Source organism: Natronorubrum sulfidifaciens JCM 14089 (assembly GCF_000337735.1).
Taxonomy (GTDB): Archaea; Halobacteriota; Halobacteria; order Halobacteriales; family Natrialbaceae; genus Natronorubrum; species Natronorubrum sulfidifaciens.
In genome coordinates, this window is sequence record NZ_AOHX01000026.1 from 1 (window position 1) to 26,858 (window position 26,858).

A 26,858-nucleotide genomic window follows, 5' to 3' on the forward strand; every position below is an offset into this window, starting at 1 on the left:
GCCAGCCCGCTCAGAGATGTGTATAAGAGACAGAAACACACCTACGCCGACGTCGTCTTCGAACTCGAGCGCACTGGCCACGGGTTCTCAGCGGAAGGACTCGCTGCACTCGAGGCCATCCGTGCCGACTACGCCGATCGGGTTGCCGACGACGAGTCCCACGAGACGGACGTTCGACTCGAGGTCGCCACGACGACCCGGACCGTAACTCTCGAGGGCATTCTCCCGGCGGACCACGAGGGCGTGATCACCGATTGCTGGGACGTCGTGAGCGATCCGGACTACTGGTTCCCGCTCGGGTGGCCCCAGCAGGGGTACATCCATCGTCGGTCAGCAGAGCCCACCATCCCGGGACGTGAGCCGGTTGTCGAGGCGTTCCCGCGTCTCAAAACACGACAGCCGTCCACAGCGGTCGACACGGGCACGCTTCGGTCGATCACGGACCCCGGCCGATACGACCGCGGCGAGCGCTACTACGAACAGGGTTCCGTGACCGAGATCGAACGCGTCGACGATCATCTCCAGGCGACGGTCCAGGGAAGCCGCCCGTACGACGTTCAGGTCACGCTCTCGAACGGCAGTTACGTCGAGGGCGAATGTAGCTGTCCCGACGACGCAACCCCCTGCAAGCACATCGTCGCAGCCGTATTGGCAAGCGGTGACGTCAAGCCGATCGGTGACGACCGCTCGCTCGAGGACGCCCTCGAGTCGGCGTCTACCGAGGATTTACGTGACCTCCTTCGATCGTTCGCCGACGAAGACATCACAGCTCGCAAGCGTATCTACGACGAGCTAGATGGCTGAAGTCGAGGGGCGTCGACGCGGTGGCTCGTCACGTCGCGCGGATGGCTTTCGGTTGCGGATACGCCGTCGACAACTGATCGGTGTGGTGTGTCTCCAACGACGTTCACGATGGACCGACCTGTCGCTCACAAAGTATATAGTCGCCGGTCCCGGATAGCTCGAGACATGCAAGCAGTCGTCCTGGCCGCGGGCAAGGGCACTCGCCTCCGGCCGCTCACCGAAGACAAGCCGAAGGTCCTCGTCGAGGTCGACGGGAAGCCACTCATCGAGGACGTTTTCGACAACCTCCTCGAGATCGGCGTCACCGAACTCGTCGTGGTCGTCGGCTACATGAAAGAGAAGATCATCGAACGCTACGGCGACGAGTACGAGGGCGTCCCGATCACCTACGCCCACCAGCGCGAGCAGTTAGGGCTCGCCCACGCGATTCTGCAGGCCGAGCCACATATCGACGACGAGTTCGTGCTCATGCTCGGGGACAACGTTTTCCGGGGGAACCTCGGCGACGTGATCAACCGCCAGCAGGAAGACCGCGCAGACGCCGCGTTCCTCGTCGAGGAAGTGCCGTACGAAGAAGCCTCCCGCTACGGCGTCCTCGACACCAACGAGTACGGTGAGATCGTCGAAGTGGTCGAGAAACCGGACGAGCCGCCGTCCAATCTCGTCATGACCGGCTTCTACACCTTTACGCCTGCCATTTTCCACGCCTGCCACCTCGTCCAGCCAAGCGACCGCGGGGAGTACGAACTGCCCGACGCGATCGATCTGTTGATCCAGTCCGGGCGAACGATCGACGCGATCCGAATGGATGGCTGGCGCATCGACGTCGGCTACCCCGAGGATCGAGAGACCGCAGAAGCGCGGATTCAAAAGGAGCAGGAAGCAGCGCCCGAACAGTAGCCGGCTCGAGTCACGTCCATCGCTGCCGAGTTCACGATTGAACGACGACTCGAGGCCGACCCACCAAACCCGGCTACCAGGGCTCGTTTTTCAGGCCGAGTTTGTACGCGATCATGTTCGTCGTGACGTGGAGAATCGGCGTGAGAACGACGACGACGGCGACGACCTCCCACGTGAACACGTCGAAGAACCACTCACTCGCGAGCAGCGCCGTCAGGGGCAGGGAGACGACGACGAAATCGAGCTGATCGAGCCCGGGGAACATCGCGCCGCGCTGGCGGCCCGATCGGCGTTTCAGAAACGAGGCGAGGATGTCGCCGAGCATGGCCCCGGCAGCCAGTCCTAGTGCGGCACGTGGCGTGAACTCGGGGACATCGATTCCGGTGGCTGCACTGACATCGGCCGCGAACAGCGTGAGAAAGCCGGCAAGCGCGAGCCCAGCGACGATCCCCGCAGCAGTGCCGCGCCACGTCTTCCCGTCGCCGAGAACGCGTTTGTCACCCCACGTCCGGCCGCCGTCGATCGGTCGACCGCCGCCGGCCAACACCGCGGCGTTGTTCGGCACGTAGGCGGGCAACATCGCCCAGAACGCGATCACGATCGTCTCGAGGAGTGTCATATCCGGCCGAACGAACCGGTGTGTCTTAATCGGCGGTGGTTCGGAGTCGAGCGAGCCGAAGTGTTCGATCATCGGACGCACGAATCAGCGCCCTCGAGTCGGGTCCGTCGGCCCCTCGAGCCACACCGCAGTTGTAAACAGTATCTGTAATAGACATACACGAAAAACTTTTAGCACTCCTGATTGATCTCCATCGTAGAGGGCCTGTTATCATGTCACGAGATGTTTTCGACGAAGCCGAGTACGAACGGCGGGTCGAGCGGACGAAAGCACGGTTGCACGAGGAGGACCTCGACGCGATCGTCGTCGCCGATCCAGCCAATATGAACTATCTCACCGGCTATGACGGCTGGTCGTTTTACGTCCATCAGGCCGTCGTCGTTACGCCGAATCACGAGGAACCGGTCTGGGTCGGCCGCGAGATGGACGGCGGCGGCGCGCGGGCGACAGCGTATCTGTCCGAGTCGAACATTCTCTCTTACAGTGACGACCACGTCCACTCGCCACACGACCTCCATCCGATGGACTACATCGCGGGCGTGCTCGAGGACCTCGATGTCGCGGACGGCCGGATCGGCCTCGAGATGGACGCGGCTTACTTCACCGCGAAGTCCTACACGCGTCTGCAACAGAACCTGCCCGACGCCGAGTTCGAAGATGCGACGCTGCTGGTCGGCTGGGTACGAATCAAGAAATCGGAGCAAGAAATCGAGTACATGCGCGAGGCCGCCCGCATTTCGGAAAAGGCCATGCAGGCGGGCCTCGACGCGATCGAGGAAGGCGTCCCGGAGTACGAGGCCGCGGCGGCGATCTACGAGGCGCTGATCATGGGCACCGAAGAGTACGGTGGCGACTACCCCTCGATCGTCCCGCTGATGCCCTCGGGCGACCACACCGACACGCCACACCTCACGTGGACCGACCGTCCGTTCGAAGACGGCGATCCGGTTATCATCGAACTCTCGGGCTGTCGCCACCGGTATCACTCGCCGCTGGCCCGGACGACGTTCGTGGGCGATCCACCGGAAGAACTCGAGGAAACCGCCGAGATCGTCGTCGAAGGGATCGAGGCGGCCCTCGACGTCGTCGAACCGGGCGTGACCTGCGAGGCCGTCGAGAAGGCCTGGCGCGAGACGATCGCCCAGTACGGCCTCGAGAAAGAGGATCGGATCGGCTACTCGATGGGGCTTGGCTACCCCCCGGACTGGGGCGAACACACCGCAAGCATTCGGCCGGGCGACGAGACGGTCCTCGAGGAGAACATGACGTTCCACATGATCCCCGGCATCTGGACGGAGGAAGTCGGCATGGAGATCAGCGAGACGTTCCGGGTCACCAGCGACGGCGCTGAGACGCTGGCTGAGTTCCCACGAGAGCTGTTTACGACCTAAGAGAACCGATGACGACGACACCACCCACCCACGAGACAGACGACGAACTCGACTCGGCGCTCGTCACCGCTCGCCGCCAACTCGAGCGAGCGGCAGCCCACATCGACGTCGATCCGGGCGTGATCGAGCGACTGAAACACCCGACCAAGGTCCAGCAGGTCTCGGTCCCGCTCGAGCGCGATGACGGGAGCGTCGAGGTCTACACCGGCTATCGCGCCCAACACGACGACGTCCGGGGCCCATACAAGGGCGGACTCCGATACCACCCCGAAGTAACTGCGGAGGAGTGTACCGGGCTGTCGATGTGGATGACCTGGAAGTGCGCCGTGATGGATCTCCCCTTCGGCGGCGGAAAAGGCGGTGTCGCCGTCGATCCAAAATCGCTGAGCAGCGACGAGACCGAACGGCTCACGCGCCGGTTCGCCGAGGAACTGCGCGACGTCGTCGGGCCGACGAAAGACGTCCCCGCACCAGACATGGGCACCGACGCGCAGACGATGGCGTGGTTCATGGACGCCTACTCGATGCAACAGGGTGAGACCGTCCCCGGGATCGTCACCGGCAAACCACCCGTCATCGGCGGCTCCTACGGCCGCGAGGAGGCACCCGGCCGGTCGACCGCGATCGTCACACGAGAGGCGGTCGACTACAACGGCCGTGACCTCTCGGACACCACCGTCGCCGTCCAAGGGTTTGGCAGCGTCGGCGCCAACGCCGCCCGCCTGCTCGAGGACTGGGGCGCGACGATCGTCGCCGTCAGCGACGTCAACGGCGCGATCTACGATCCCGACGGTCTCTCGACGCATGACGTTCCGACCCACGAGGAAGAACCCGAAGCCGTCCTCGAGCAGGACGCCCCTGAAACGATCACCAACGAGGACGTCCTCGAACTCGACGTCGACGTGTTGATCCCGGCCGCCGTCGGCAACGTCATCACCGCGGACAACGCAGACGCCATCGCGGCCGACATCGTCGTCGAGGGGGCAAACGGGCCGACGACGTTCGCCGCCGATTCGATCCTGGCAGAGCGCGACGTGCAGGTAATTCCAGACATCCTCGCCAACGCCGGCGGGGTGACGGTGAGCTACTTCGAGTGGCTGCAAGACATCAACCGCCGCCAGTGGAGCCTCGAGCGCGTCAACGCGGAACTCGAGGAGCACATGCTCGAGGCCTGGAACGACGTCCGTTCGGAGGTCGAAGCGAAGGACCTGACGTGGCGCGACGCTGCCTACGTCGTGGCGCTCTCTCGGATCGCCGAGGCGAAGGCGACGCGCGGGCTCTGGCCGTAGCCCGTCTTCCAACGTCCAGTTCGTGTGTCAGTTCAGGGCAGTGTCTATCCGTTGAACGACGTGCCCTCGATTTTCAAAATATAAAGAAAATAACCTGACAGACAGTCGTTATCACTTGATTTTGGTGTAGTATTCTTCTTCGATTCTTCCAGGTGCACCAACTGTCTTGTAAAAGATTTTGTATTTTAGGCTGTTACCCGTGTATATTTTCTCAACATTATATGGTCGTTGACCGTATTTTTCTATGTAACCCTCATAATAGCCAGCATTCGCCTTATGGACCCATTCTGGCAGAGTCGATACCTGCACCCACGATCCCAGTTTGAATTTAAGGTACCGGAGTAGTCCCATCTCGTCTCGCGGATTCCAGTCAACCATATTACCTTTCTCTTTTTGATGGATAAATCGCTTATGGCCTATACCATTCTACCAACTCGAGTCACAACGAGATCGGAAAATCGGGCCGTTACGTCGCCGACAGCGCCTCGGAGACTTTCTCGATCGGATGCGGTGGATCGTCACAGCCGTCGTACGCCGAGAGCTGTGTGCGACAGGAAGCCCCCGGCGCGACGACGGTCTCGCCGTCGCTGCCGTCGACCTGGTCGAACAGGATCTCGCCGATCTTCCGACTGAGCGAGTAGTGTTCGGCCTCGTAGCCGAACGACCCGGCCATCCCACAACAGCCCGAATCCAGCGCGTCGACCTCGTAGCCAACCGTCTCGAGCACCGTCGCCGCGTGGCCGTCCTTTTTCGTCGCCTTCTGGTGGCAGTGGCCGTGGTAGGTCAGCTGTTCGCCGGGCGCTGCGGTCGGCAGTTTCGTTGCGAGATCGAACCGCTCGAGATACTCCATGACGCCGTAGGTGTTCACGGCGACGCGTTCGACGTCACGGCCGGTGAGCAGATCCAGGTAGTCGGACTGGAACATCACCGCGTCGGAGGGCTCGACGAGGACGACCTCCCAGCCGTCTTCGACGGCAGGAGCCAGCGCGTCGACGTTCGTCCGCGCTCGCTCGCGCGAGACGTCGAGAAAGCCTTTCGAGTGGGCTGGCCGGCCAGTCGACCCGACGTTCTCGGGAATCCGGACGTGGACACCCGCCGTCTCGAGAACCTGTACGGCTGCTTTCCCCGCCCGTGGGTGGTTGTAGTTCGTGTACGTATCGGGGACGAGCATGACCTTTCGGTCGGCCTCCTCGAGCGGGATTCTCGGGCCACGGCGCTCGAACCAGTCCTCGAAGCTCTGGCTCGCGAACGTCGGCAGGTCGCGCTCGCGGGCGATGCCGACCGTCTTCTCGGCAACGGTTCCGGCACCGGGCAGCGACGTCGCCCAGTTCGAAACGGGCGCGAGCGCGGAGCCGACGGCGTTCAGTCGGTCGATGTTCGCGAACAGCTTCGCACGGAGACTCGAGCCGTTTTCCTGGTGGTTCGCGTGTTCGACTTCGGCTTTGAGCTTGGCCATATCGACCTCGCTCGGACAGTCCCGCGCACAGCCCTTACAGCCGATACAGAGGTCCATCACCTCCGCTAAGAACTCCTCGTCAGTCGCGTCGGCCTCGAGTTCGCCGTTCATTGCGCTCCGAAGCATGTTTGCCCGGCCGCGGGTGCTGAGACTCTCCTCTTCGGCGGCCCGGTAGGTCGGGCACATCACGCCGCCGGTGGTCTCCTGGTCGCCGCGACAGCCGCCACAGCCGTGACAGAGTTCGACCATCCCCTGCATCCCGTTGTCGACGTCCCACTCGAGGGCGGGCTCGAAGCCAGCCTCGAACTCGTAGTCGGGGGAGAACCGCAGGTGCTCGGTCATGTCGTGGTCGCCACAGACGTTGCCCGGGTTGAGCAGCCAGTCGGGGTCGAACGCCGTCTTCAGCTCCCGGAAGAGCGACCAGACGTCCTCGCCGTACAGTTTGCGGTTCCACTGGGTTCGGGCGCGGCCGTCGCCGTGTTCACCCGAGACGCTGCCGCCGTACTCGACGACGAGGTCGGTGACGGCGTCCGAAATCGCCTCGAACTGATTCAGGCCGGCCGGGCTCTTGGTGTCGACCAGTGGTCGCATGTGCATACAACCCGGCCCCGCGTGCGCGTAGAAGCTTGCAAAGGTGTCGTTGTCCTCGAGCACCTGTTGAAAGTCCGCCACGTAGTCCGCGAGGTTCTCCGTCGGGACGGCCGTATCCTCGATGAAGGAGATGTGTTTCGCGTCGGAGGTCCGCGAGAGCAAGATCGGCGCGGCACTCTTGCGGAGCTTCCAGAGTTCGGCGATTCCCTCCGGATCGTGGGCCTCGAGGGCGTCGAACGCGCGGGCGGGGTCAGTGTCGGCCTCGCTCGCGGCGTCCGTCGCCACGTTCGCACCCCCATCAGCCGTCGGATCGGGGATGTCCGCGTCGGGGAGTCGATCCGCCAGTAGGTCGGCGACCTGCTCACGGCCATCGTCGTCGCTGTCGGCGTAGAACTCGACGAGCAGCGCGGTTTCAGTGCCCGCAGGGAGTCGGTCAACCAAGTTGGCGAACTCCTCGGTGTTCGACGCGAGCTCGAGCAAGACGTCGTCGATCGCCTCGATCGCTGCCGGATCGTGGTTCCGGACGATGGTGTCGACGTCGGCCATCGCGGGGAGTTGCTCGCGGTAAGTTAACAGCGCGACCGATGTCGTCTCGGGAACGGGCTCGAGCGCCACGGTCGCTGCCGTGACGACGCCGAGGGTGCCCTCGCTGCCGGCGAAGACACGGGCGAGGTTGACCGTCGCGTCGGGGTCGGGCTCGCCGTCGATTTCGATAGAGCCTTCGGTGTTCTCGTCGAACGCCGCCGGCTCGCCGTAGGCCTCCGCGACCAGTCGATCGAGGTTGTAGCCCGAGACGTTGCGTTTCAGTTGTGGGAAGACCTCCCGAATTGCGTCGGCTTCCTCGTCGATGACGCGGCGCAGGGCCTCGTGTATTCGCTCGAGCAGATTCCCGTCCGGATCGGCCCGCTCACGCAGTTCGGCGACGGTTACCTCGCCGAAGCGCTCGACGGAGCCGTCGGCGAGGACGACCTCGCAGGCCTCGACGTAGGCGTCGGTCTTCCCATACTGTAGCGAGTGGGCCCCCGTCGAGTTGTTCCCGATCGCGCCGCCGATCGTACTGCGATTGCCGGCAGCGGGGTCCGGGGCGAACTTCAGGCCGTGGGGTGCGAGTTTATCGTTGAGATCGGCGAGCACCGCTCCGGCCTGCACCGTCGCCCGTCGCTCGTCGGGGGTGACATTGCAGACCTCGCCCATGTGCGCCGAGAGATCGAGGACGACGGCTTCGTTGACCGCCTGCCCGGCGAGACTGGTGCCGCCGCCCCGCGGGAGCACCGGAACCCCGTTGTCGGCGCAGTAGGTGACGACGCTCGCGATATCCGCCGTCGACTCCGGCAGGACGACGCCGACGGGCGTCATCTCGTAGGCGCTCGCGTCGGTGGCGTACAGCCGGCGGCTGTACTCGTCGAAGCGGACCTCGCTGTCGATTCGCTCGCGCAGTGCCGCGACGAGGTCGGGACGGTCGATGTCGCCACCGACGTAGTCGTAGTCGGCTCGCGGGTCCGCTGCAGGGTCACCCGCCCGCGGGTCCGACGGCGGTCCGAGTTCGGTCTCGTCCGGCGTCGACGTCTGATCGCTGTGATCGGTCGTCGAGCGGGAGTTATCGGTTGCCATCGAAACTCAGCTCGAGTCCGGCTGATAGACGGCGTTCTCGAGGTCACCGTCGCCCTCGAGCGCGCTCACATTGGTCGCGACGATGTCGGCGAGTCGATCCCAGTGTTTCGGCGTGTGACCGCCCGTGTGGGGCGTGATGAGGCAGTTCTCGAGATCCCAGAGCTCGTGATCGTTGGGCAGCGGCTCGGGGTCGGTGACGTCGAGAGCAGCCCCGCGGATGCCGTTGAACTGCAGTGCCGAGACGAGCGCGTCGGTGTCGATAATGCCGCCGCGGGCCGCGTTGACGATCACGGCGTTCGGCGGGAGCGTCGCCAGCGCGTCCTCGTCGACGAGGTTTCGGGTCAGGTCGTTGAGCGGACAGGCGAGGACGACGTACTCGCTGCGGGAGAAGGCCTCGTGGATGTCTTCGTCCTCGAAGCCGAGCACTTCGTCGGTCGGGCCGCCCTTCGAGGGCGTGTAGCGAATCCCGATCGTCTCGACGTCGAACCCCTCGAGTCGCGTGACGATCTCTTGGCCGATCGAGCCGAGGCCGACGACCGTGACGGTGCTGTCGGTGAACTCGTGGGACTGGAAGTGCCGCCACTCGCCGTTTTGCTTGCGTCGCCATCCTTCGTGGAGGTTCCGCGCGAAGACGAGCATGTTGGCGATGGACTGCTCGGCGATGCCGGGCGCGTGGATGCCGCCCGCGTTCGTCACGGCGACGCCGTGGTCGGCCAGCGCGTCCATCGGGACGTGGTCGGTCCCGGCGAAGGTACAGGCGAACAGTTCGAGTCGATCGGCTTCCTCGAGGAGGTCTTCCTCGATGGTGATGCCGGTCACGATCCGTGCTTTCGGGACGAGTTCGCGCTCTTCGTTTGGCGTTCGCGCGAGCGCGACGGTGTGGTCGGGCAGCCGTTCGCGCAGCCGTTCGGCGTACGACTCCATCGACAGTCCTTCGGTCCCCTCTCTCAGAACGACGATATCTGGATTCGTGCTCATAGTGGTGTCTGTGGGCGCAACGGCGGTTTGATCCCACCGAAACGCAGCTCTACTCTATGATTGTCATCGTCTCTCTTATCCTTTTTGTGTATCTCCCGTATACACAGATTGTGTATCATTAAGTCCATGGGACACGTCAGTGACTCCCATGAACGAGCCGATACGGGACCGCCTCGTGACGCTGCGACGGAGCCTGCACCGCCACCCCGAGCCGGCGTGGCGCGAGTTCGCCACGACAGCCCGACTCGTCGACGAGATCCGCGCCATCGGCGTCGACGAACTCGCCGTCGGCCCGGACGCCTACGACCCCGCCGACCGGATGGCCGTCCCCGACGCGGACCTCGAGCCCTGGGTCGAACGCGCCCGCGAGCGCGGCGTCGACGACGCCCTGCTCGAGCGAATGGCCGGCGGCAACACCGGCGCAGTTGCCGTGCTCGAGCGCGGCGAAGGGCCGGCGATCGGGCTGCGCGTCGATATCGACGGGCTGTTTATCGAGGAGTCGGACGCCGACGACCACGACCCCGCAGCCGAGGGCTTTCGCTCGGAGATCGGCGGCACGATGCACGCCTGCGGGCACGACGCCCACATGACGTGGGGGCTGGCCGTCCTCGAGGCGATCAAACAGAGCGACTTTTCGGGACGGCTGGTCGTCTTCTTCCAGCCCGCCGAAGAGACCGGCGGCGGCGGCTGTCCGATGGCCAAAAGCGAGTTCGCCGACGATCTAGACTACCTGCTCGCGATCCACGTCGGCCTCGATCATCCGACCGGCGAGGTGGTCGCGGGGATCGAGAAGCCGCTGGCGATGTGTCACGTCGACGCGACGATTGAGGGAACCTCCGCCCACGCGGGCAAGGCCCCCAACGAAGGCGACAACGCCATGCACGCGATGGGGACGGCGATCGAGAACGCCTACGGCATCCCCCGCCACGCTGACGGGATGACTCGAGTCAACATCGGCTACGCGGAAGCAGGCTCTGCGAGCAACGTCATCGCCGAACGCGCCCACATGGAGGCCGAAGCCCGCGGGGAGACCACCGAGCTGATGGAGTACATGAAAGACCGCCTCGAGCGGACGGTCAAATCCGCGGCCAGAATGCACGGCTGTCGGGCTGACGTCGAGGTCGTCAGCGAGTCGCCACGGGCCGACAGCGACCCCGAACTCCAGTCGCTCGTCAGCACTGTCGCAAACGGCGTCGACGGCATCGACCGCGTGCTGCCCGCCGCCGACTTCGGTGCGAGCGAGGATGCAACCTTCCTGATGGAGCGCGTCCAGCGCGACGGCGGCCTCGCGACGTACATGATCGTCGGCACCGACCATCCGACGAGCCACCACACGCCGACGTTCGACGTCGACGAAGACAGCCTCGAGCACGGCGTCGACGTCTTAGTCGAGACGATCCGGGAACTCGAGCACCAGCACCCAGTGGCACGGAACGAGGGTGAGACATGAACGAGGTCGAAGGGACGAACGGCTCGCTCGTCACCGTCGACGACGTCGAGGCCGCTCGCGAGCGTATCGCCGACGTCGTCCATCGCACACCGCTTGACACCTCGCGGACGTTCGCCAACATGAGCGGGGCCGCCTCCGTCGGGCTCAAACTCGAGAACGTCCAGCGGACGGGCTCGTTCAAGATCCGCGGCGCGTACAATCGGATGGCTCAACTCACCACCGAGGAACGTGAGGCGGGCGTCATCGCCTCGAGTGCGGGCAACCACGCCCAGGGCGTGGCGCTGGCCGGCCAGCTGCTCGATATCGAGACGACCATCGTCGTGCCCGAGGTCACGCCCGCCGCGAAGATTGAGGCCACGCGAGGGTACGGGGCCAAGGTCGTCGTCGAGGGCGAGATCTACGAGCGGTCCTACGAGTACGCCCTCGAACGCGCTGCGGAGACCGGCGAAACGTTCGTCCACCCCTTCGACGACGAAGCGATCATCGCCGGACAGGGGACAGTTGGCCTCGAGGTACTCGAGCAGTATCCCGACCTCGATACCGTCCTTGTCGCCATCGGCGGCGGCGGCCTCATCTCGGGGATCGGAACGGTGCTGAAGGCACACGACCCGGATATTCGCGTGATCGGGGCCCAGCCCGACGGCGCTGCCCACGCGAAGCCATCGCTCGAGGGCGACGAAATTCACGAACTCGAGACCGTCGACACCGTCGCGGAGGGGATCGCGGATACGCGGCTGCTCGAGACCACGTTTGCGAACGCCCGCAAGGTCGTCGACGACGTGGTAAGCGTCGGGGATACGGAGATTGCGACTGCCGTGACGCTGCTGGCCGAGCGGGCGAAGACCGTCGCCGAGAGCGCCGGCGCGGCGCCGCTGGCTGCTGCGCTTTCGGATGACATCGACCTCGAGGGCGACCACGTCGGCGTCGTCATTTCGGGTGGCAACGTCAACCTCACCGAACACGCCGAACTGACCCGCACCGGCCTTCACGATCTCGAGCGCTACGTCGACGCCCGACTGGCCGTTTCGGGGTGGCCGACGGCCGTCGGTGGCGTGGTCGACGCCGTGGAGTCACAGGGGGCAGAACTCGACGTCCTCGAGCGCGCGCGCCGAACCGCGGGTGATCATCCGAATCGAACCCCCGTGACCGTCGGCCTCGAGGGGAGCGGTCCCGAGCATCTTCGTGGGGTGCTCGAGGCGCTAGCTGACATCGAGGGTGTGTCGGTGGTCGAGCACTCGCTCGAGTGACGCGTTCCACACCGACCCGGAGTCGTCGTGCGATCGGCTCTGCACTGACAGTCAGTAGCTACTATAGTTTCCGCCGCCTACGTCGCCACCAGTACAATCTCGATGATCGAACTCTACAGACTCCGTGGGTGCCCGTACTGTCGAAACGTCGAACGAAAACTCGACGAACTCGAGGTAGAATACGAGTGTCACAACGTCTCTCTGTTTCGCTTTCGACGTTCGGACGTCAAAGCCGTGAGTGGCCAATCAGGCGTCCCGGTGCTCGTCGACCCCGAGCACGATGTCTCAGGGATGGTCGAGAGCGAGGATATCATCGCGTATCTCGAGCGAACGTACGGCTGAGCTGTCGGTCCAAGTCACTCAGTCCGTCACAGCCAACAGTGTCACAGTCACGAAGAGTATGTGCCTCGATAGGCGACAGTGAGTCAGACGTCCGCCAGCGCTGGGTCGCAGTTATGCCGCTTTTGCACTCGCGCCAACGGCGTCGATCGCCTCGAGGAAGATACTGATCCCGAGTTCGATCTCGCGTTCGCTCGAGTCGAGCGGCGGGAGCAGACGGATCGTTTTCTTGCCACAGCCGAGGGTGAGCAGGCCACGCTCGAGGGATTCGGCCACGACAGCGCTTCGTCGCTCGGGCGTGTCGAACTCGACGGCGAGCATCAGCCCCTTGCCGCGGACGTCCTCGACGTACTCCGGCGAGTCGTCGCGCAGGAGTTCTGTGGCCTGCTCGCCGCGTTCGGTGGCGTTGTCGAGCAGGTCGTACTCGTCGATGGCCTCGAGGGTGAACGTCCCCATCATCGAGCCGAGCAGGTCGCCGCCGCCGAACGTCGAGCCCAGTCGGTTCTTCTCGCTGGGGAAGATCTCCGAGCGTGAGATCGTCGCACCGACGCGCAGCGCCTTCGCGCTGGCGATGACGTCGGGTTCGATCGGGTAGTGATCCGACGCCCAGATCTCGCCGGTGCGCCCGACGCCAGCCTGAATCTCGTCGACCACGAGCGGGATGTCGTACTCGTCGGTGACGTCCGCGATTTCCTGCATGAACTCAGTGCTCGGGAAGCGATAGCCGCCGACGCCCTGGATCGGCTCGAGGGTGAGGAAGGCGATCTCGTCGGGATCGATATGGCCGCCTTCGGGCGCAAGCGAGTTGCGAAGCTGTGAACCTGCGCCGGTGAAAAAGCCACAGTCGCAGGTGTCAGCCGAACAGCCCCGATCGGCACAGAACGGCACCGTTTCGATGCCGCTGATCTCCGGATAGTGGCGCGTGTAGACGTCTTTGGATTTCGTGATCGACAGCGTCCCGAACGTCCGGCCGTGGAAACTCCCCGAGAACGCCACGCCGTACTTCGAGGGCGCGCGATAGTCGTTCGTGATCTTCATCGCGTTCTCCATGGCCTCGGCCCCGGAGTTCGAGAGGAAGACGGTATCCATCCCGTACTGACTCGAGACATCCGTGAGCTTGTCCATCAGGTGACTCGAGCCCGGCACGTCCGACTCCTCGGGCGTTGGGCCGGCACCGAAGTACATATCTTGGCCGGCGATCTTCATCGGCTCGACGAGGTCGAACGCCCGGAGTTTGTCGGTAATCTTCTCGTTGTTGTAGCCAAGCGGTGCGGCACCGATGTGACACGTAAAGTCGAGGAGGACGTTCCCGTCGACGTCGGTGACGAACGGGCCGTCAGCCTCGCGGGTGATGTCCCAGACGAATTCGTGTGAGTACTCGCTCGGTGCCGCGTTCTTGCCGTGGAACTCGACCCATTTGCGGCCGTTGGGTCCGGGGAAGGCGTCCACGTCCGGTTGCGCTGTGTCCCTGTCCATACACAGATTATGTGTACGTCATCATTAAATCTTGTTATAGGTTCGCGGATGGTCGTGGAAATCGAACCAATACTACCAGTCGAATCGGAGGAGAACGAGCGAGCGGCGAAGGTTAGTCGTCGGTCGGTTCAGCGCTTGCAGCGGGTTCGTCCTCGGACTGCTCCGGCGTCGGTCCAACGAGGACCGTTTCTTCCTGGAGCAACACCTGTCGCTTTGTGGCACTAAAGTTCTTAATTAGCGAGAGCATGGCGAGGAAGCAGACGATCGCGAACGGTGCTCCGGTGATCACGACTGCCTGCTCGAGCGCGCCAGCACCCTGATCGCCACCGAGGATCATGAGGATCGCGGCGGTCATGCCGAGGACGACGCCCCAGAAGATGCGGTTGATGTTCGACGGTCGCTCCTTCCCGCCGGTGGTCATCATCGAGACCGCGAGCGTCGAGGAGTCAGCGGACGTGACGAAGAACGTCGTCACGAGGACCATGAACCCGAGTATCAGTATCGACCCGATCGGTATCGAAACCCCGGCGACCGAGAGCGACAGCGCGTCGAACAGGATAAAGCCGGAGACTTCCGCTCCAGCCTCACCTGCGAGCACCGCACTGAAATCGGCGACGCCCTCGTGTTGAGCCCACACTGCAGTGCCGCCGACGAACGTGAACCACGGGATGGTCGCTGCCGACGTCGCGATGATCCCAGTAAACGCGACCTCGCGGACGGTTCGACCCTTGGAGATACGGGCGATGAACAGGCCCGCGAACGGCGACCACGAGAGTGCCCACGCCCAGTAGAAGACGGTCCAAGCCTCGACCCAGCCGGTGCCATCCTCGCCGGCACCAGTGTAGAGGCTCATCGAGACGAAGTCACCGATCATGCCACCCATTGCCTGTGAACCGAGCAACAGGAGCAACATCGTCGGACCCGCAATAAACGTGATAACCATGAGCGCGACGAACAGGCCCATGTTGAAGTTCGAAAGCCGACGAATCCCCTTGTCGATCCCGAGCACCATCGAGATGGTAAAGAGAATCGTCATCCCCGTCACCACGATGAGAATGCCGGTATTACCCAGATCGATTCCCCACTGGTAGTTGAGTCCGCTGACGAACTGACTCCCGATGAATCCCAGCGACGTCGCGACGCCGCCGATCGTCGCGAACACGGCGAGGATGTCGATTACCTTCGCAGCCGTTCCGTCGAGGTTTTCCTTTCCGAGCAACGGCGTAAGTGCCGAGGACACCCGTAACGGGACCTTGTCGTAGTTGTACGCGAAGTAGCCGATCGCGATGCCCATGATGGTAAACACCGCGAGCTGGGGCAGCGCCCAGTGGAACAGCGTTTGCTGAATCGCAAGCGGAATCGCCGCACCCGATTCAGCTTCAGCCCCGAACAGCGGGTTCGGATCCGCGTAATAAAACAGCCCCTCGGTTGGTCCCCAGAACACGACACCCGCAGCGAACCCTGCGGAGTACAGCATCGCGAAAAATGAGAGGAAGCTGTACTCCGGATCCGAATCGCCGAGCTTGATTTTCCCCCACGGTCCGACGATTAGGAACAGGAGGAAGACGACGATCAGGAACACGATCACCAGCAGCGCCCAACTCATGTAGCTGAGCATCTCGTCGTGAACGGTATCGATTCCGCTGGCGACGAAGTCCTGGTCGATAAAGAACGCGACGATCACTCCCACCGACAGCAACGCACCGAAGGCGAAAATAACTGGATCGAGCTCGTCGGTGAACCGCTCGATCATCCCCATCTCGGAGTCACTCATGCTCTCACCTCCCTCGAGTGCTGGTCAGCTCGTTTGGTCCCCAATCCATGCTTTCGTCTACCACTCGCCATGCGCTGCAATGGCATACCTCACTAATTGTCAGTACCTCGTATAAATATTTCCTTTCTGTAACCCACATACACAGATTGCGTTTATTAGACGATCTTATAGAGCGTGGCCTCAACGATATACATAATCAAATGATCGTGTAATTATCGCTCATAAATAAACAATATCGAACAGAGTCCAGATCAAACACAGTAGACCGTGGTCTATAGCACGACAACTGCGCACGATTACAAGGGCGAAGTGATGAGGAACGAAATCACATACTGTAGACTGTCATGACTCGAGTCCCAGCGGTGATACGACACGGAACGCCGATACGGTTCGTGACGAACATCATCCCCGACTGCTCTCGAGACGGGACTCGGTTGAGTCGGTCTCTCGAGTGGGTCATCGGCGATACAGCTTGCCGCGGCTCGCGATTCCTGAAAATCAGTTGGGATTTATCGTCGAACAGCGTTTCCGATTCGCCGAATCTGATGGGACCCCCAGTCAACCGGGTCGCCGTACCGTTCGTTCACCCACATCAAATAGAACAAGACGAGAATCGGGATCACGATTCCGACAGGGGGAAGTCCATACGCGATATTGACGAGCAGTATCCCGAACGCCAATAGGGTGAAATATGCAACTGCTATGAGCCAACCAAGCGGGTGTAACGACAGCAACCCGATGACCACAGTTAACGTGACTACCGGTCCCAAAACGCCGCCCAGCCACTCGAACGGCGAACCACCGATGCCAATGCCAGTGATCGATTGGTAAAGCGACACCGTCCCGTCCAGTCCGAGAACGAGTGAGAGCAAAATGACGCCGAGGGGGGCTTCCTCGAGACGGTCTATGATCACGAGTATTGATTTTCACCTGTTGATTTAATCTTGTTTATTCACACACACTACCGTGTCGAAGCTTTCGGATAAAGAGGCCGCAGATGACTGTCGCCCGGTTGCTTTGACGGCTCCGTAGGGATCACTGTCCGTCAGTGGCGGTGCACCACCGACCCTCCCCGGGAGACCGGTACCGTAGGCCGTATCAGTTCGTCAGGTCCTCGAGTGTCTGTTCGCGCGTCTCGGCGCTTTCGGTAAGCCGCTGGCTGAACTCGTCGACGCGGTCCTGGATGTTCTCGCGGGCTGCGTCGGGTGAGAACCCCTCCGACATCGTCAACAGCCGGACGAACGCACGGAGTTCCTCGTCGGTCAACTGGGCGAACTCCTCGTTCTCGAGTTTGTCGATGACCTCATCGACGTCGATCTGGCCCACCGGTTCGACGTTGAACTCGACGTTGACCATCCGGTAGTTCGAGCCAGCGAGTTGCTGTTCGGCTTTGCCGACACCTTCCGAGAGCATGTCCTTGAACGGGGTGTAGTAGCCCATCGTCCCGAGATGGAGAAATGCGAGCATATCCGTAATCCCTTGCGTGTAGGCGTCACGGTCCTCGTCGTCGGGATCAAAGACCGTCTGTCGGTCGCGTTCCTCGAGGTACTCGAAGAGGATGCTGAAATCAAGCACCGCGTTGCGAACCCGTCGCCGGATTCGGTTTCGTTTCTGTTTTTTCGAGTGGTCCGTGTAATCCGTTTTCCGGCCAAGCAGGAAATCGCGGTCGGAGGGCGTCAAAATACCGCGCGGGCGATCCGAGTCCGCCGCCGTTCGCAGCGACTCCGGCACGTCGTCCTGGCTCATGGTGCATACACAGAGAGCGCGGGAATTAATGGTTCTGATCCATCAAACATGATGCTAAACGAACGTGTTTGGTGACGAACTACTCTCACGGTCGCCGCCGCGAGAGTTCGATTGCGGTGTTTGCAAGCACTGAGACACCGATCTCGAGGCTGTCCTCGTCGATGTCGAACGTCGGCGTGTGGTGGTTCGTCGGATGGTCCGTTCCCACGAGCACGTACGATGCGAGTCCGTTGTTCGCCTGCACACGCTCCATCAGGTAGGTGACGTCCTCGCTCACGCCGAGATCCGTCGTCGGGACGACGGCGTCAACACCCGAAACACCCCAGGCGACGTCGCCGACGAGCGAGCGCAGCGCCGGATGGCTGTCGACGCGGGGCGACTCACCGAGCACGCGGGGTGTCACGTCGCAGTCGTGCATCTCGGCGGCGGCGTACAGCACGCGCTCGAGTTCCGTCCGGGTGTACTCCATCAGCGCCGTGGTCTCCCCGCGGACCTCGGCTTCGATCGAGACCTCCTCGGCGATGACGTTGCTCGCGGTGCCGCCTTCGATCTGGCCGACGTTGACGCGGGTCATCCCGTCGGCGTGACGGGGGATGGCGTAGGCGTTCTGGATCGCCGTCGCAGCCGCCTGCATCGCGTTCGCCCCCTGATTCGGCGCTTTGCCCGCGTGGGCGCTGGCGCCCTCGAACGTCGCCGTCAGGTGCGCCATCGCCAGCGGCTTTTCGACGCCGGCGACGATCTCGCCGGTCGGGTGGTCGAAGCCGATGTGGACCGCGAGCAGGTAGTCGACATCGTCGAGATAGCCGCCGGCGGCCATCGCCTTGCCGCCGCCGGAGATCTCCTCGGCGGGCTGGAAGAAGACCTTCAGCGTCCCCTCGAACTCGCTCGCTTTGACTGCCTCGAGCGTTCCAAGTCCCATCGCGATGTGACCATCGTGGCCACAGGCGTGCATGTAGCCGTCGTGGACCGAGCGAAACCCTTCGGCGGCCGGTCGATGATCGTCTGCGGTCGACTCCGCCATCGAGATCGCATCGAGATCGACGCGCAAGCCGACCGTCGGTCCCGCACCCTGCTCGAGGACCGCCACGACGCCAGTGTGGCCATCTGCTGTCCGCTCGAGAATGTCCTCGCGAACCCCCGCGTCGCGGGCGCGTTCGAGCCACGGCTCGAGGTCAGCGTCGGATGGGACAGCCATGCGCTCGTCGGTCGCCAGCGCCTCGCGGCCGACGGCGATCTCGTCGACGCCGAGTTCCTCGAGTTCGCGGACGACGCGAGCCGTCGTCTGAAACTCCCGCCAGCCGGGTTCGGGATGGCGGTGGAACGCCCGTCGCAGCTCGCGCAGTCGGGTGGAGGTGTCGTAGGCCATGCTTGGCACTGCTAGAGAGCAGAACTACTTAATCGTGCTCAATACTCGCATCCTGCACGGCCACGAGCAGCGCGACGGCGACTCGAGAAAAAGAGTGTTCGACCGCGTCGGACGGGCCGTTTGTCGTCGCCGGGTGCGCCCGCGAACACGCGAAACCGCCGGGAAACGGATACCGAAAGCCGTCTCAGCCGAGATACGCGGTCGCGTCCAGTTCGACGCGGACATCCTCGGGGAGTCGCGAGACCTCGACACAGACGCGGGCCGGTGGTTCATCGCCGAACTGCGCGCCGTAGGCTTCGTTGACCCGCTCGTAGTCTTCGAGGTCGGTCAGATAGACCGTCACTTTGACGACGTCCCCGAGGCCGTCGCCGCCAGCCTCGGAGACGACGGCAGCGATGTTCTCGAGTACTTGCTCAGTCTGAGCTTCGATGTTGCCGTCGACGACAGCACCCGTTTCTGGATCGACGGGGCCGTAGCCAGAGACGTACAGGGTGTCTCCGGCGCGGATACCCTGTGAGTAGGGGTTATCGGTGCTCGGCGCGCCGTCGGTTTCGATGGGGATTGGGTCGGACATACTGACTCGAGCGACCGGCTCAGGCAGTCTGTTTCACGTCTTCGGTCACGTGCTCGATTGCCTCCACGACGACGTCCAGCGCCGTCTCTGCCAGGTCGTGCGTGAGCACGAGCGGTGGCAGGAATCGTAGGACGTTGCCGTGGCGACCGGCCGTCCAGATCAGGACACCGCGTTCGAAACAGTACTGCTGGATGGCGTCGACGACGTCGCCGTCCGGAGCGCCGTCTTCGTCGACGAACTCGGCTCCGATGAACAGGCCCTTGCCGCGGATGTCTGCGAGACGGTCCGTCTCGTCGGCGGCTTCGCGGAGTCGACCCTGAATGTACTCACCCAGCTCGCGGGCGTGGGCGAGCAGGTCGTGTTCCTGGATGTACTCGATGGCGCGGGTGCCGGCGCGCATACCGACGACGTGGCCGCGGTAGGTGCCGGCGTGATCGCCCGAGCCCCAGGTGTCGAGGTCCTCGTGATACATCGTCGCCGACAGCGGGAAGCCCACACCGCCAAGCGCCTTCGCGGAAGTCATCACGTCCGGCGTGACGCCCTCCCAGTCGCTGGCCCACCACTCGCCGGTGCGGCCGAGCCCGCTCTGGATCTCGTCGAAGACGAGCACGATATCGTTCTCATCGGCGATGTCGCGCAGCCCCTGCAAGAACCCTTTTGGTGGGGTGACGATGCCGCCTTCGCCCTGAATTGGCTCGACGAAGATTCCGGCCGGGTTTGCGAGGCCGCCGTATGGGTCCTCGACGATCGCTTTGACTTCCTCGAGTGCGTGGTCGACGGCCTCCTGAGGCGTCTTGTCCTGTCGGAACGGATGTGGGTACGGCGCGTGGACGACGTCAGAAAGCAGCGGCGTGTAGTGGCCCTTGAACTTCTTGTTCGAAGTGACGCTCATCGCGCCGGTCGTCGCGCCGTGGTAGGCTCCGCGGAAGGCGATGAGACCGTCGCCGCCCGTGTTGTACTTGGCGAGTTTGATCGAGGCCTCGATCGCGTCGCTGCCCGTCGGGCCGCCGAAGACGACTCGGTTGTTCCCCTGCAGCCCCGCAGGCGCGATCTCGTCGAGTTTCTCGATCAGCTCGAGGCGCGCTTCCGTCGGGAAGTCGACCGTGTGGACGAACTTGTCGGCCTGCTCGTGGACGGCCTCTAAGACGTAGGGATTCGAGTGGCCGACGTTGAGCACGCCGATCCCCGCGAAGAGGTCGATGTACGTGTTGCCGTCGGCGTCACGGACCGTCGCGCCCTTGCCCTCCTCGAAGGCGATCGGAATATCGCTGGGATAGGCGACCGCGCTGCTGTCGATGTTTTCCTGTTTCTCGAGTAGCGCGCGGGTGTTCGGGCCAGGAACGTTGTCGACATCCGGTGCGTCCTCGTAATGCAGCTCTTCGATCGGTGGTCCTGCGGTCATACCTCACCCCAGGTGAAACAGCTACTAATAATTTATCCACAGTATCTATACAGGGTGTACACAGATATCGAATACTATCGAAGACTGCTCCTCGAGACGGGACTGGAGGAGGCTCGCTCGGTGCCGCCGTCCACATCAGTCTGAGAGACGTACAAACGTCCTTACTGATGGCGGTCGAACAGGTCGGTATGATCCCGCCGATCGCAAACCGCTTCGTCGCCGGTGAATCCCCGGCACAGGCGCTCGATCACGTCCGAAGGCTCAACGGACGGAACGTCACGGCGATCGTCAATCTGCTCGGGGAACACTACGAGGATCGCCCGCCGGTCCGCTCTGACGCCGCGGCGTATCGGGCGCTGGCCGGTGACATCGCACGATCGAACCTCGAGGCCTGCATCTCGGTCAAACCCTCACAGCTGGGGCTGGACCTCGGCGAGGATGTCTTTCGCGAAACGCTCGCGGACGTCGTCGGGACAGCGGTCGATCACGACGTCTTCGTCTGGATCGATATGGAAGATCACACGACGACGGACGCAACCCTCGACGCCTTTGAGGCCCTCGCCCGTGAGTACGGCGACGATGACCAGTATCGGGTCGGCGTCTGCGTACAGGCGAACCTCAGACGGACCCGCGACGACGTCGAGCGGCTCGCGGACGTTCCCGGCAAGGTCCGGTTCGTCAAGGGTGCCTACGACGAACCGGCCGCCGTCGCCTACCAGCAGTCGGCTCGAGTCGACCGGGAGTACAAGGCCCTCCTCGAGTACGCCTTCGAACGGTACGACGGGGGCATCGGCGTCGGCAGCCACGATCAAGCGATGATCGACCACGCGATTGAACTCCACGACGAGTACGGCACCGACTTCGAGATGCAGATGCTCATGGGTGTCCGTGAAACCACACAGTTCGACCTCGCCGAGTCGTACCCAGTCTCCCAGTACGTCCCCTACGGCGACCGCTGGAAATCGTACTTCTATCGACGGATGACCGAACGGAACGAAAACATCCGATTCGCCCTCCGAGCGATCGTCGGGCGGTGAAGGGAAGGGCTCATTAGCCCCTAGTGAGAGTTTCAGTACATGGCTTCGTGGAAGCGAGATTTCGCGAGTGGGCTGATCGTCCTCGGCCCGATTCTCGTCACACTCTACGTCATCTACTGGCTTTATGGACTCATCGCCGGGATGACGCCTGGACTCATTCTCGAGGCCGAAGCCCTCGAGTCGTTGATCCCCGGCGATAGCGAGCAGGCCCAGCAAACTCGCGAACAGCTCGCACAGTTTCTCCGCGTCGTGGTCGCGTTGACCGTCTTCGTTATTCTCACCTTCTCCGTCGGCTATCTCATGCGGACGACCGTCGGCGGCCTCGTCGAACGACTCGTCGACAACATTGCAAACCGTGTCCCCGTCATGCGCGTCGTCTACAACGCCTCGAAGATGGCCGCCGAAACCGCCTTCGGCGAACAGGAATCGCTCCAGAAACCCGTCAAACTCGAGACGTGGGACGGGTTGCGGATGACAGCGTTTAAAACCGGAAAGACGACTGATGACGGCCGTGAGGTGTTGTTCTTGCCAACGTCACCGAACATCACGACCGGCTTTGTCATCGAAGTCGAATCCGACCGCATCACTGAACTCGACGAGGACGTCGAAGACGCCCTGACGCGCGTGTTGAGCGCCGGATTCGGTGACGCAAACCGAAACCGTGGCATGGACGCCGGCGTCTCGATCGACGTCGTCGATGAGGCGAAAGCCGGGCGCATCGCCGACCGAAAAGCCGAAAACGCCGACGACGACTGAGACGGATTGCTGTACGGCAGTACCGATGCAACCGCGACCCATTTGCAGGGACATCGGTCACCAGTTACAAAAGTCCGTATGACGGCACGAATCCGTGTCAGCAACAGTACAGTTATATGCCAGTGGATTTTCCTTCTGGAGTGACAATGTTCCCGCCGCCGTTCTCACGAGACGCGATCGTCACGGACGATATGAACCCGCTCACGCAGGCGTATCGTGATGTCATCATCTACGACGGCGCCGACGCGGACGAGGAGCTGTATGCCGGTCCGATCGTCGTCCACGCAAACGGCTGGATCGAACTCGAGGGCGACCGACTGCTCTCGCCGAGTGCGATCCACCATATCGACATCTACGACGACGTTACTGAACCCGAAGCCGAGCCCGACCGACCCACCGAGCGGTGACGATCGGACCACCCGGTTCGGTCCTCGCTGATCGACGGTTGACCGCCAGCCAGATCACGACTGACGAGTAGAAACAGCGCTCGAGGTGGCCTAGACGCCCTGGCTCATCAGGTGGCTGCGCAACACGTCGCCTTCTTTGGTCCCCGCAGCGGTGTTGACGATGACGACCGTCTCGTCGCCGTCGAACGCGCCGCGTTCGGACAGTTCCCACACGCCGCTTGCAGCCGCCGCCGCGCTCGGCGTCAGCTCGAGACCCGTGTGTTTGGCGATCTGGACGCCGGCCTCGAGGATTTCTCGGTCCTCGGTGGCGACGGCCCCACCGTCCGTTTCGGTGAGCGCCTCGAGCACCCGCTCACTCGCCGGTGGGTCCGGGATTTCGAGTTCGCCACAGATGGTGTCGGGCGTCTCGACCGGTTCGTGGACGTTCTGATCGTTCTCGACGGCGTCGACGATCGGCGCACAGCCGGTCGCCTGCATGGCGTACAGCGCCGGCAACTCCTCGACCAGCCCGAGCGCTTGCAGCTCCGTCGCGGCCTTGTACGCGCCGACGAGGCCGACGCCGACGCCCGTCGGATAGGCGACGATATCGGGAACGTCCCACTCGAGTCCCTCGATGATTTCGTACAGCGTCGTCTTCGCGCCCTCGTGGCGATACGGCGTAACGAACGACTGGATCGAGTACCAGTCGTCGTGCTCGGCCAGCCCTTCCTCGTAGGCTCCGACGGCGTCACCGAAGCGCCCACCGACGACGTTCATGTCGCCGCCGTGGACGTTGATCATCGCCTTGTTCGAAAAACTCGAGCGTGAGGGGACGTAGGTGTGGGACTCGAGGCCCGCCCGCCCCGCGTAGGCGGCCGCGGACTGCCCGCTGTTGCCCGTCGAGGCGAGGACGACGTCCGTCGCGTCGTGCTGGCTGGCCGCCGTCAGCGCCAGCGACTGGCCACGATCCGCCATCGAACCCGTCGGATTTCGGCCGTCGTCTTTGATCAGCAGACGCTCGACACCCAGTTCGGCAGCGAGGTCGGGACAGTCGACCAGCGCCGTCGCCCCCTCACCGGTCGTCACCGCCGACTCGCGGGCGAACGGGAGCAGTTCCGCGTAGCGCCACTGCGAGTCGAACGGTCGCGAGGCGAGTGTCTCGCGGTCGAGGTCGATCGCGTCGTAGTCGTACGTTGGATCGAGCATCCCGCCGCAGTCGGGACACCGGTGTGATTCGTCCGCGGCGTCGTAGGTCGCCTCACAGTCGACACACTCGAGGCCGACAAAAGCGTCCGTCGTCTCCATACTCGAGTGTTCGCGGCCCGGGACAAATGATTGTCCATCGGCGGGTTCACGCGGTCGCCGTCAGTGACAACGAGGGTTGTTACTCGCGACGAAGAAAGCAGAAGCGAAAACGGCAGGATAAGGGATCAGTTGTCGCCGGTTTTCGACTGCCACTCGTAGCTGCGGCGTTTGGCCGATTTGCCAAAGCCACACGACGAGCAGACTTTCTTCTTGGTGTGGTAGGACTTCTCTCCGCAGCGACGACATTTCGTGTGCGTCGTCTTGTTCTTCTTTCCTTGGCTCGGGGTTCCTGCGCCAGTCATGGAGTGATCGAAACGACGTTATCGCCGCGTATAATGGTTGTGTCTTCGGCCGGCGACTCCGATTCGACTTCGTCCCCAATGGGGATCGTCACGTCCTCGAGCACGAGGTTCATGTGCTGGTCATAGCCAGCGAGGTCGCCGACGTACTCATCGCCACTCTTGAGTCGTACCGTGACACGTTCGCCAAGCGACGCCTCGAGGACGTCCAGCGGTCGTCCACTCATACGAAAGAGCGCAGGTGATGGACACTTAATCGTACCGGTCCGTCGTCCGGAAAATCCTCTCATGTCACGTGAGCTAACCCAACGGCTAAGTGGCCACTCGTTGCACGTCTGTGCATGGCAGACAAGAAATTCACCTTTATCGAGTTGCATCTCGACGGCGAGACCCAGTTCGGCCCACGAGCACTCGGCGACGCGTTGCCGGTGGGCGACGACGAGTCGGCGACGGACACCGAGAGCGAACTCGACACCGACGACGAGGCCACCGCGGCCGACGACTCCGGCGGCAAAGCCATCGGTGCCATCGTCGCACTCGTCGTTCTCGTCGGGGTCGCCGTTGCCGCCAAGAAGTTCCGCGGCGACGACGAGTCGGACCTCGAGGCGGAAGCAGAGCCCGACGTCATCGTCAACTAACCTGACCGAACGCTTTTGCGCCTGCTTCCCGTATCCGTATTCGTGAATCTCTATCGTAGCGCCCAGGCCGTCGCCGGGGCGTCCGGTGACGATATGATCGACTGGCGGTCGGCTGCCGAGGCTGCGAAGGCAGCGACTGAACCGGGGTCGCTCGACGTCGCGCCCGCCGAGCGCGAGGCCTACGCACGCGACGTTCGAGAGGCTCGAGACGCCATCCGAACGGTGTCAGGTGCCGACTTCGACGTGCCCGACACGATCGAGATCCAGAACCGCCACCACTGGATCGACGCCAACATCGCGACGTTCGAACGCGTCATGGGCACCCTCGAAAATCAAGTCCAGACCGGCACGTTCCCCGGCGTCGCCCGAACGATCAACACCGGAACGATGACGGTGCTCCTCGCGTTCCTCGGCCGAAACGTGCTTGGCCAGTACGACCCCCTCTTACTCGCCGAGACGCCCGATGACGACCACGCGCTGTATTTCGTCCGGCCGAACATCCTGAACGCCGCCGACAAACTCGACGTCGACGCCGACCGGTTCCGGCGCTGGATTGCCTTCCACGAGGTAACCCACGCCGCCGAGTTCGGCGCTGCACCATGGCTGTCCGAGCACCTCGAGGCACGCATGGAAAACGGCATCACGGCGCTCTCGAACGGGTCGCTCAGCCGGGAGTCGTTCCGCGAACTCGATGCTGCGATGACCGTCGTCGAGGGCTATGCTGAACTTCTGATGGACCACGCCTTCGACGACGAGTACGCCGATCTCCGTCGGAAACTCGACCAGCGCCGACAGGGGCGTGGCCCGCTCCAACAGCTGTTCCGACGGCTGCTCGGCCTCGGCCTCAAGGAGCGACAGTACGAACGCGGCAAACACTTCTTCGAGACGGTCGTCGACGCACGCGACCTCGAGACGGCGAGTCTCGTCTGGGAAGGGCCCGAGAACCTCCCGACACACGACGAACTCGACCAGCCGAGGCTGTGGCTGCGGCGTATCGAGCGTTAACGACGGCTGTCTTTTCTGCGCGGATTCGTGGGTCGTGTTTTCGCGAGCAGTAGCTGATAATACAAGTTCATTATTCAGAACTGTTCGCGAAACTCGCGGCAAGTTCAGCAACCTCTTTTACCGGGGGCATCGGCTGGCGTCGCAGACGCCAACCTCAACCCCCGGCAAAACCCGTTGATGCCAAAAGGCCGCCGTCGCGGGGTTTCACCCCGCTCCGGCGGAGAACCGCTCGCTTCGCTCGCGGATGCCCGACAGNCCCGTTGATGCCAAAAGGCCGCCGTCGCGGGGTTTCACCCCGCTCCGGCGGAGAACCGCTCGCTTCGCTCGCGGATGCCCGACAGTTCCGTAGTGTTCCACTCGCAGACGTAACTATCAAAGCCACCCCACTGGGTTGTAAGCAGCATTCTGAATGAAAATCG

The 26,858-nt window shown here is 63.1% G+C and carries 25 protein-coding genes; 12 read left to right on the forward strand and 13 right to left on the reverse strand.

Annotated features, from left to right (window positions below; genetic code table 11):
- Together C495_RS03090 and aglF are read left to right on the forward strand one after the other, a co-directional pair.
- On the forward strand, positions 1 to 804 hold an 804-nt coding region (locus C495_RS03090), incomplete at its 5' end, for an SWIM zinc finger family protein (RefSeq protein WP_008159922.1).
- Positions 805 to 969: 165 nt separating this feature from the next.
- The gene (gene aglF / locus C495_RS03095) at positions 970 to 1,704 is read left to right on the forward strand and encodes a UTP--glucose-1-phosphate uridylyltransferase AglF (protein WP_008159924.1); all 735 of its coding nucleotides are present in this window, start codon (positions 970 to 972) and stop codon (positions 1,702 to 1,704) included.
- A 73-nt stretch (positions 1,705 to 1,777) separates the two neighbouring features.
- Here the strand turns inward: aglF and C495_RS03100 are convergent, their stop codons facing one another.
- Positions 1,778 to 2,323 (reverse strand): CDP-2,3-bis-(O-geranylgeranyl)-sn-glycerol synthase, encoded by a 546-nt coding sequence (locus C495_RS03100; RefSeq protein ID WP_008159926.1) that lies wholly within the window; start codon positions 2,321 to 2,323, stop codon positions 1,778 to 1,780.
- A 212-nt stretch (positions 2,324 to 2,535) separates the two neighbouring features.
- On the opposite strand from C495_RS03100, the gene C495_RS03105 reads away from it, so the two are divergent.
- Both C495_RS03105 and gdhB read left to right on the forward strand, forming a co-directional pair.
- Positions 2,536 to 3,714 (forward strand): M24 family metallopeptidase, encoded by a 1,179-nt coding sequence (locus tag C495_RS03105; RefSeq protein WP_008159927.1) that lies wholly within the window; start codon positions 2,536 to 2,538, stop codon positions 3,712 to 3,714.
- 8 nt (positions 3,715 to 3,722) lie between these two features.
- Positions 3,723 to 5,003, forward strand: coding sequence for a glutamate dehydrogenase GdhB (gene gdhB, locus C495_RS03110; protein WP_008159930.1), 1,281 nt, complete (start codon positions 3,723 to 3,725; stop codon positions 5,001 to 5,003).
- Positions 5,004 to 5,114: 111 nt separating this feature from the next.
- Here gdhB and C495_RS17525 read toward each other — a convergent pair whose 3' ends face one another.
- The 3 genes from C495_RS17525 to C495_RS03120 all read right to left on the reverse strand — a co-directional run bounded on the left by C495_RS17525 (position 5,115) and on the right by C495_RS03120 (position 9,639).
- Positions 5,115 to 5,381, reverse strand: coding sequence for a hypothetical protein (locus C495_RS17525; RefSeq protein WP_152418849.1), 267 nt, complete (start codon positions 5,379 to 5,381; stop codon positions 5,115 to 5,117).
- 88 nt (positions 5,382 to 5,469) lie between these two features.
- Positions 5,470 to 8,661 carry an FAD-binding and (Fe-S)-binding domain-containing protein gene (locus C495_RS03115; RefSeq protein ID WP_008159932.1) on the reverse strand — a complete coding sequence of 1,064 codons (3,192 nt, stop codon included), beginning with the start codon at positions 8,659 to 8,661 and terminating at the stop codon, positions 5,470 to 5,472.
- A gap of 6 nt (positions 8,662 to 8,667) precedes the next feature.
- Positions 8,668 to 9,639 (reverse strand): NAD(P)-dependent oxidoreductase, encoded by a 972-nt coding sequence (locus C495_RS03120; protein WP_008159934.1) that lies wholly within the window; start codon positions 9,637 to 9,639, stop codon positions 8,668 to 8,670.
- 148 nt (positions 9,640 to 9,787) lie between these two features.
- Between C495_RS03120 and C495_RS03125 the strand changes: the two genes are divergently transcribed.
- The 3 genes from C495_RS03125 to C495_RS03135 all read left to right on the forward strand — a co-directional run bounded on the left by C495_RS03125 (position 9,788) and on the right by C495_RS03135 (position 12,678).
- Positions 9,788 to 11,089, forward strand: a complete 1,302-nt coding sequence (locus tag C495_RS03125) for an amidohydrolase (RefSeq protein ID WP_008159935.1) — start codon at positions 9,788 to 9,790, stop codon at positions 11,087 to 11,089.
- On the forward strand, positions 11,086 to 12,336 hold the full coding sequence (ilvA, locus tag C495_RS03130) for a threonine ammonia-lyase (RefSeq protein WP_008159937.1): 1,251 nt from the start codon (positions 11,086 to 11,088) through the stop codon (positions 12,334 to 12,336). Before C495_RS03125 ends, ilvA begins: the two co-directional genes overlap by 4 nt.
- Before the next feature lie 102 nt (positions 12,337 to 12,438).
- Positions 12,439 to 12,678 carry a glutathione S-transferase N-terminal domain-containing protein gene (locus C495_RS03135; RefSeq protein WP_006064628.1) on the forward strand — a complete coding sequence of 80 codons (240 nt, stop codon included), beginning with the start codon at positions 12,439 to 12,441 and terminating at the stop codon, positions 12,676 to 12,678.
- Positions 12,679 to 12,789: 111 nt separating this feature from the next.
- Here C495_RS03135 and C495_RS03140 read toward each other — a convergent pair whose 3' ends face one another.
- From C495_RS03140 to C495_RS03170, 6 genes are all read right to left on the reverse strand, one after another.
- Entirely contained in the window at positions 12,790 to 14,151 is a 1,362-nt protein-coding gene (locus C495_RS03140) for an aminotransferase class III-fold pyridoxal phosphate-dependent enzyme (RefSeq protein ID WP_008159939.1), read from the reverse strand.
- A gap of 112 nt (positions 14,152 to 14,263) precedes the next feature.
- A complete protein-coding gene (locus C495_RS03145) occupies positions 14,264 to 15,925 on the reverse strand; it encodes a BCCT family transporter (RefSeq protein ID WP_008159941.1) in 1,662 nt (553 codons plus the stop codon).
- Positions 15,926 to 17,023: 1,098 nt separating this feature from the next.
- A complete protein-coding gene (locus tag C495_RS03155) occupies positions 17,024 to 17,671 on the reverse strand; it encodes a hypothetical protein (protein ID WP_008159947.1) in 648 nt (215 codons plus the stop codon).
- Positions 17,672 to 17,756: 85 nt separating this feature from the next.
- Positions 17,757 to 19,037, reverse strand: coding sequence for an amidohydrolase (locus tag C495_RS03160; RefSeq protein ID WP_008159949.1), 1,281 nt, complete (start codon positions 19,035 to 19,037; stop codon positions 17,757 to 17,759).
- 184 nt (positions 19,038 to 19,221) lie between these two features.
- Positions 19,222 to 19,611 (reverse strand): Rid family detoxifying hydrolase, encoded by a 390-nt coding sequence (locus C495_RS03165; protein WP_008159950.1) that lies wholly within the window; start codon positions 19,609 to 19,611, stop codon positions 19,222 to 19,224.
- A 19-nt stretch (positions 19,612 to 19,630) separates the two neighbouring features.
- Positions 19,631 to 21,013 (reverse strand): aspartate aminotransferase family protein, encoded by a 1,383-nt coding sequence (locus C495_RS03170; protein ID WP_008159952.1) that lies wholly within the window; start codon positions 21,011 to 21,013, stop codon positions 19,631 to 19,633.
- Between the two features lie 188 nt (positions 21,014 to 21,201).
- Here C495_RS03170 and C495_RS03175 point away from each other — a divergent pair, with 188 nt between their 5' ends.
- From C495_RS03175 to C495_RS03185, 3 genes are all read left to right on the forward strand, one after another.
- Positions 21,202 to 22,050, forward strand: a complete 849-nt coding sequence (locus C495_RS03175) for a proline dehydrogenase family protein (protein ID WP_008159953.1) — start codon at positions 21,202 to 21,204, stop codon at positions 22,048 to 22,050.
- Between the two features lie 39 nt (positions 22,051 to 22,089).
- Positions 22,090 to 22,806, forward strand: coding sequence for a DUF502 domain-containing protein (locus C495_RS03180; RefSeq protein WP_008159955.1), 717 nt, complete (start codon positions 22,090 to 22,092; stop codon positions 22,804 to 22,806).
- 146 nt (positions 22,807 to 22,952) lie between these two features.
- Entirely contained in the window at positions 22,953 to 23,213 is a 261-nt protein-coding gene (locus C495_RS03185; protein WP_008159957.1) for a hypothetical protein, read from the forward strand.
- Positions 23,214 to 23,303: 90 nt separating this feature from the next.
- Here C495_RS03185 and C495_RS03190 read toward each other — a convergent pair whose 3' ends face one another.
- The 3 genes from C495_RS03190 to C495_RS03195 all read right to left on the reverse strand — a co-directional run bounded on the left by C495_RS03190 (position 23,304) and on the right by C495_RS03195 (position 25,023).
- Positions 23,304 to 24,497: a threonine synthase gene (locus C495_RS03190; protein ID WP_008159959.1), complete on the reverse strand. Its 1,194-nt coding sequence runs from the start codon at positions 24,495 to 24,497 to the stop codon at positions 23,304 to 23,306.
- A 125-nt stretch (positions 24,498 to 24,622) separates the two neighbouring features.
- Entirely contained in the window at positions 24,623 to 24,799 is a 177-nt protein-coding gene (locus tag C495_RS17175) for a 50S ribosomal protein L37e (protein WP_006064639.1), read from the reverse strand.
- Complete coding sequence (locus C495_RS03195) at positions 24,796 to 25,023, reverse strand: LSM domain-containing protein (protein ID WP_008159961.1); 228 nt, start codon at positions 25,021 to 25,023, stop codon at positions 24,796 to 24,798. Before C495_RS03195 ends, C495_RS17175 begins: the two co-directional genes overlap by 4 nt.
- A gap of 114 nt (positions 25,024 to 25,137) precedes the next feature.
- Between C495_RS03195 and C495_RS03200 the strand changes: the two genes are divergently transcribed.
- Positions 25,138 to 25,434: a hypothetical protein gene (locus tag C495_RS03200; protein WP_008159963.1), complete on the forward strand. Its 297-nt coding sequence runs from the start codon at positions 25,138 to 25,140 to the stop codon at positions 25,432 to 25,434.
- A gap of 42 nt (positions 25,435 to 25,476) precedes the next feature.
- Complete coding sequence (locus C495_RS03205) at positions 25,477 to 26,439, forward strand: zinc-dependent metalloprotease (protein WP_008159966.1); 963 nt, start codon at positions 25,477 to 25,479, stop codon at positions 26,437 to 26,439.
- Positions 26,440 to 26,858: the final 419 nt, after the last annotated feature.

Coding starts and splice junctions, on each gene's coding strand:
- ilvA (WP_008159937.1), top strand. CDS start 11,086: ATGAACGAGGTCGAAGGGACGAACGGCTCGCTCGTCACCGTCGACGAC.
- gdhB (WP_008159930.1), top strand. CDS start 3,723: ATGACGACGACACCACCCACCCACGAGACAGACGACGAACTCGACTCG.
- C495_RS03175 (WP_008159953.1), top strand. CDS start 21,202: ATGATCCCGCCGATCGCAAACCGCTTCGTCGCCGGTGAATCCCCGGCA.
- C495_RS03140 (WP_008159939.1), bottom strand. CDS start 14,151: ATGGACAGGGACACAGCGCAACCGGACGTGGACGCCTTCCCCGGACCC.
- C495_RS03125 (WP_008159935.1), top strand. CDS start 9,788: ATGAACGAGCCGATACGGGACCGCCTCGTGACGCTGCGACGGAGCCTG.
- C495_RS03170 (WP_008159952.1), bottom strand. CDS start 21,013: ATGACCGCAGGACCACCGATCGAAGAGCTGCATTACGAGGACGCACCG.
- C495_RS03160 (WP_008159949.1), bottom strand. CDS start 19,037: ATGGCCTACGACACCTCCACCCGACTGCGCGAGCTGCGACGGGCGTTC.
- C495_RS03105 (WP_008159927.1), top strand. CDS start 2,536: ATGTCACGAGATGTTTTCGACGAAGCCGAGTACGAACGGCGGGTCGAG.
- C495_RS03180 (WP_008159955.1), top strand. CDS start 22,090: ATGGCTTCGTGGAAGCGAGATTTCGCGAGTGGGCTGATCGTCCTCGGC.
- C495_RS03155 (WP_008159947.1), bottom strand. CDS start 17,671: ATGAGCCAGGACGACGTGCCGGAGTCGCTGCGAACGGCGGCGGACTCG.
- C495_RS03185 (WP_008159957.1), top strand. CDS start 22,953: ATGTTCCCGCCGCCGTTCTCACGAGACGCGATCGTCACGGACGATATG.
- C495_RS17175 (WP_006064639.1), bottom strand. CDS start 24,799: ATGACTGGCGCAGGAACCCCGAGCCAAGGAAAGAAGAACAAGACGACG.
- C495_RS03200 (WP_008159963.1), top strand. CDS start 25,138: ATGGCAGACAAGAAATTCACCTTTATCGAGTTGCATCTCGACGGCGAG.
- C495_RS17525 (WP_152418849.1), bottom strand. CDS start 5,381: ATGGTTGACTGGAATCCGCGAGACGAGATGGGACTACTCCGGTACCTT.
- C495_RS03135 (WP_006064628.1), top strand. CDS start 12,439: ATGATCGAACTCTACAGACTCCGTGGGTGCCCGTACTGTCGAAACGTC.
- C495_RS03100 (WP_008159926.1), bottom strand. CDS start 2,323: ATGACACTCCTCGAGACGATCGTGATCGCGTTCTGGGCGATGTTGCCC.
- C495_RS03165 (WP_008159950.1), bottom strand. CDS start 19,611: ATGTCCGACCCAATCCCCATCGAAACCGACGGCGCGCCGAGCACCGAT.
- C495_RS03145 (WP_008159941.1), bottom strand. CDS start 15,925: ATGAGTGACTCCGAGATGGGGATGATCGAGCGGTTCACCGACGAGCTC.
- C495_RS03195 (WP_008159961.1), bottom strand. CDS start 25,023: ATGAGTGGACGACCGCTGGACGTCCTCGAGGCGTCGCTTGGCGAACGT.
- aglF (WP_008159924.1), top strand. CDS start 970: ATGCAAGCAGTCGTCCTGGCCGCGGGCAAGGGCACTCGCCTCCGGCCG.
- C495_RS03115 (WP_008159932.1), bottom strand. CDS start 8,661: ATGGCAACCGATAACTCCCGCTCGACGACCGATCACAGCGATCAGACG.
- C495_RS03190 (WP_008159959.1), bottom strand. CDS start 24,497: ATGGAGACGACGGACGCTTTTGTCGGCCTCGAGTGTGTCGACTGTGAG.
- C495_RS03120 (WP_008159934.1), bottom strand. CDS start 9,639: ATGAGCACGAATCCAGATATCGTCGTTCTGAGAGAGGGGACCGAAGGA.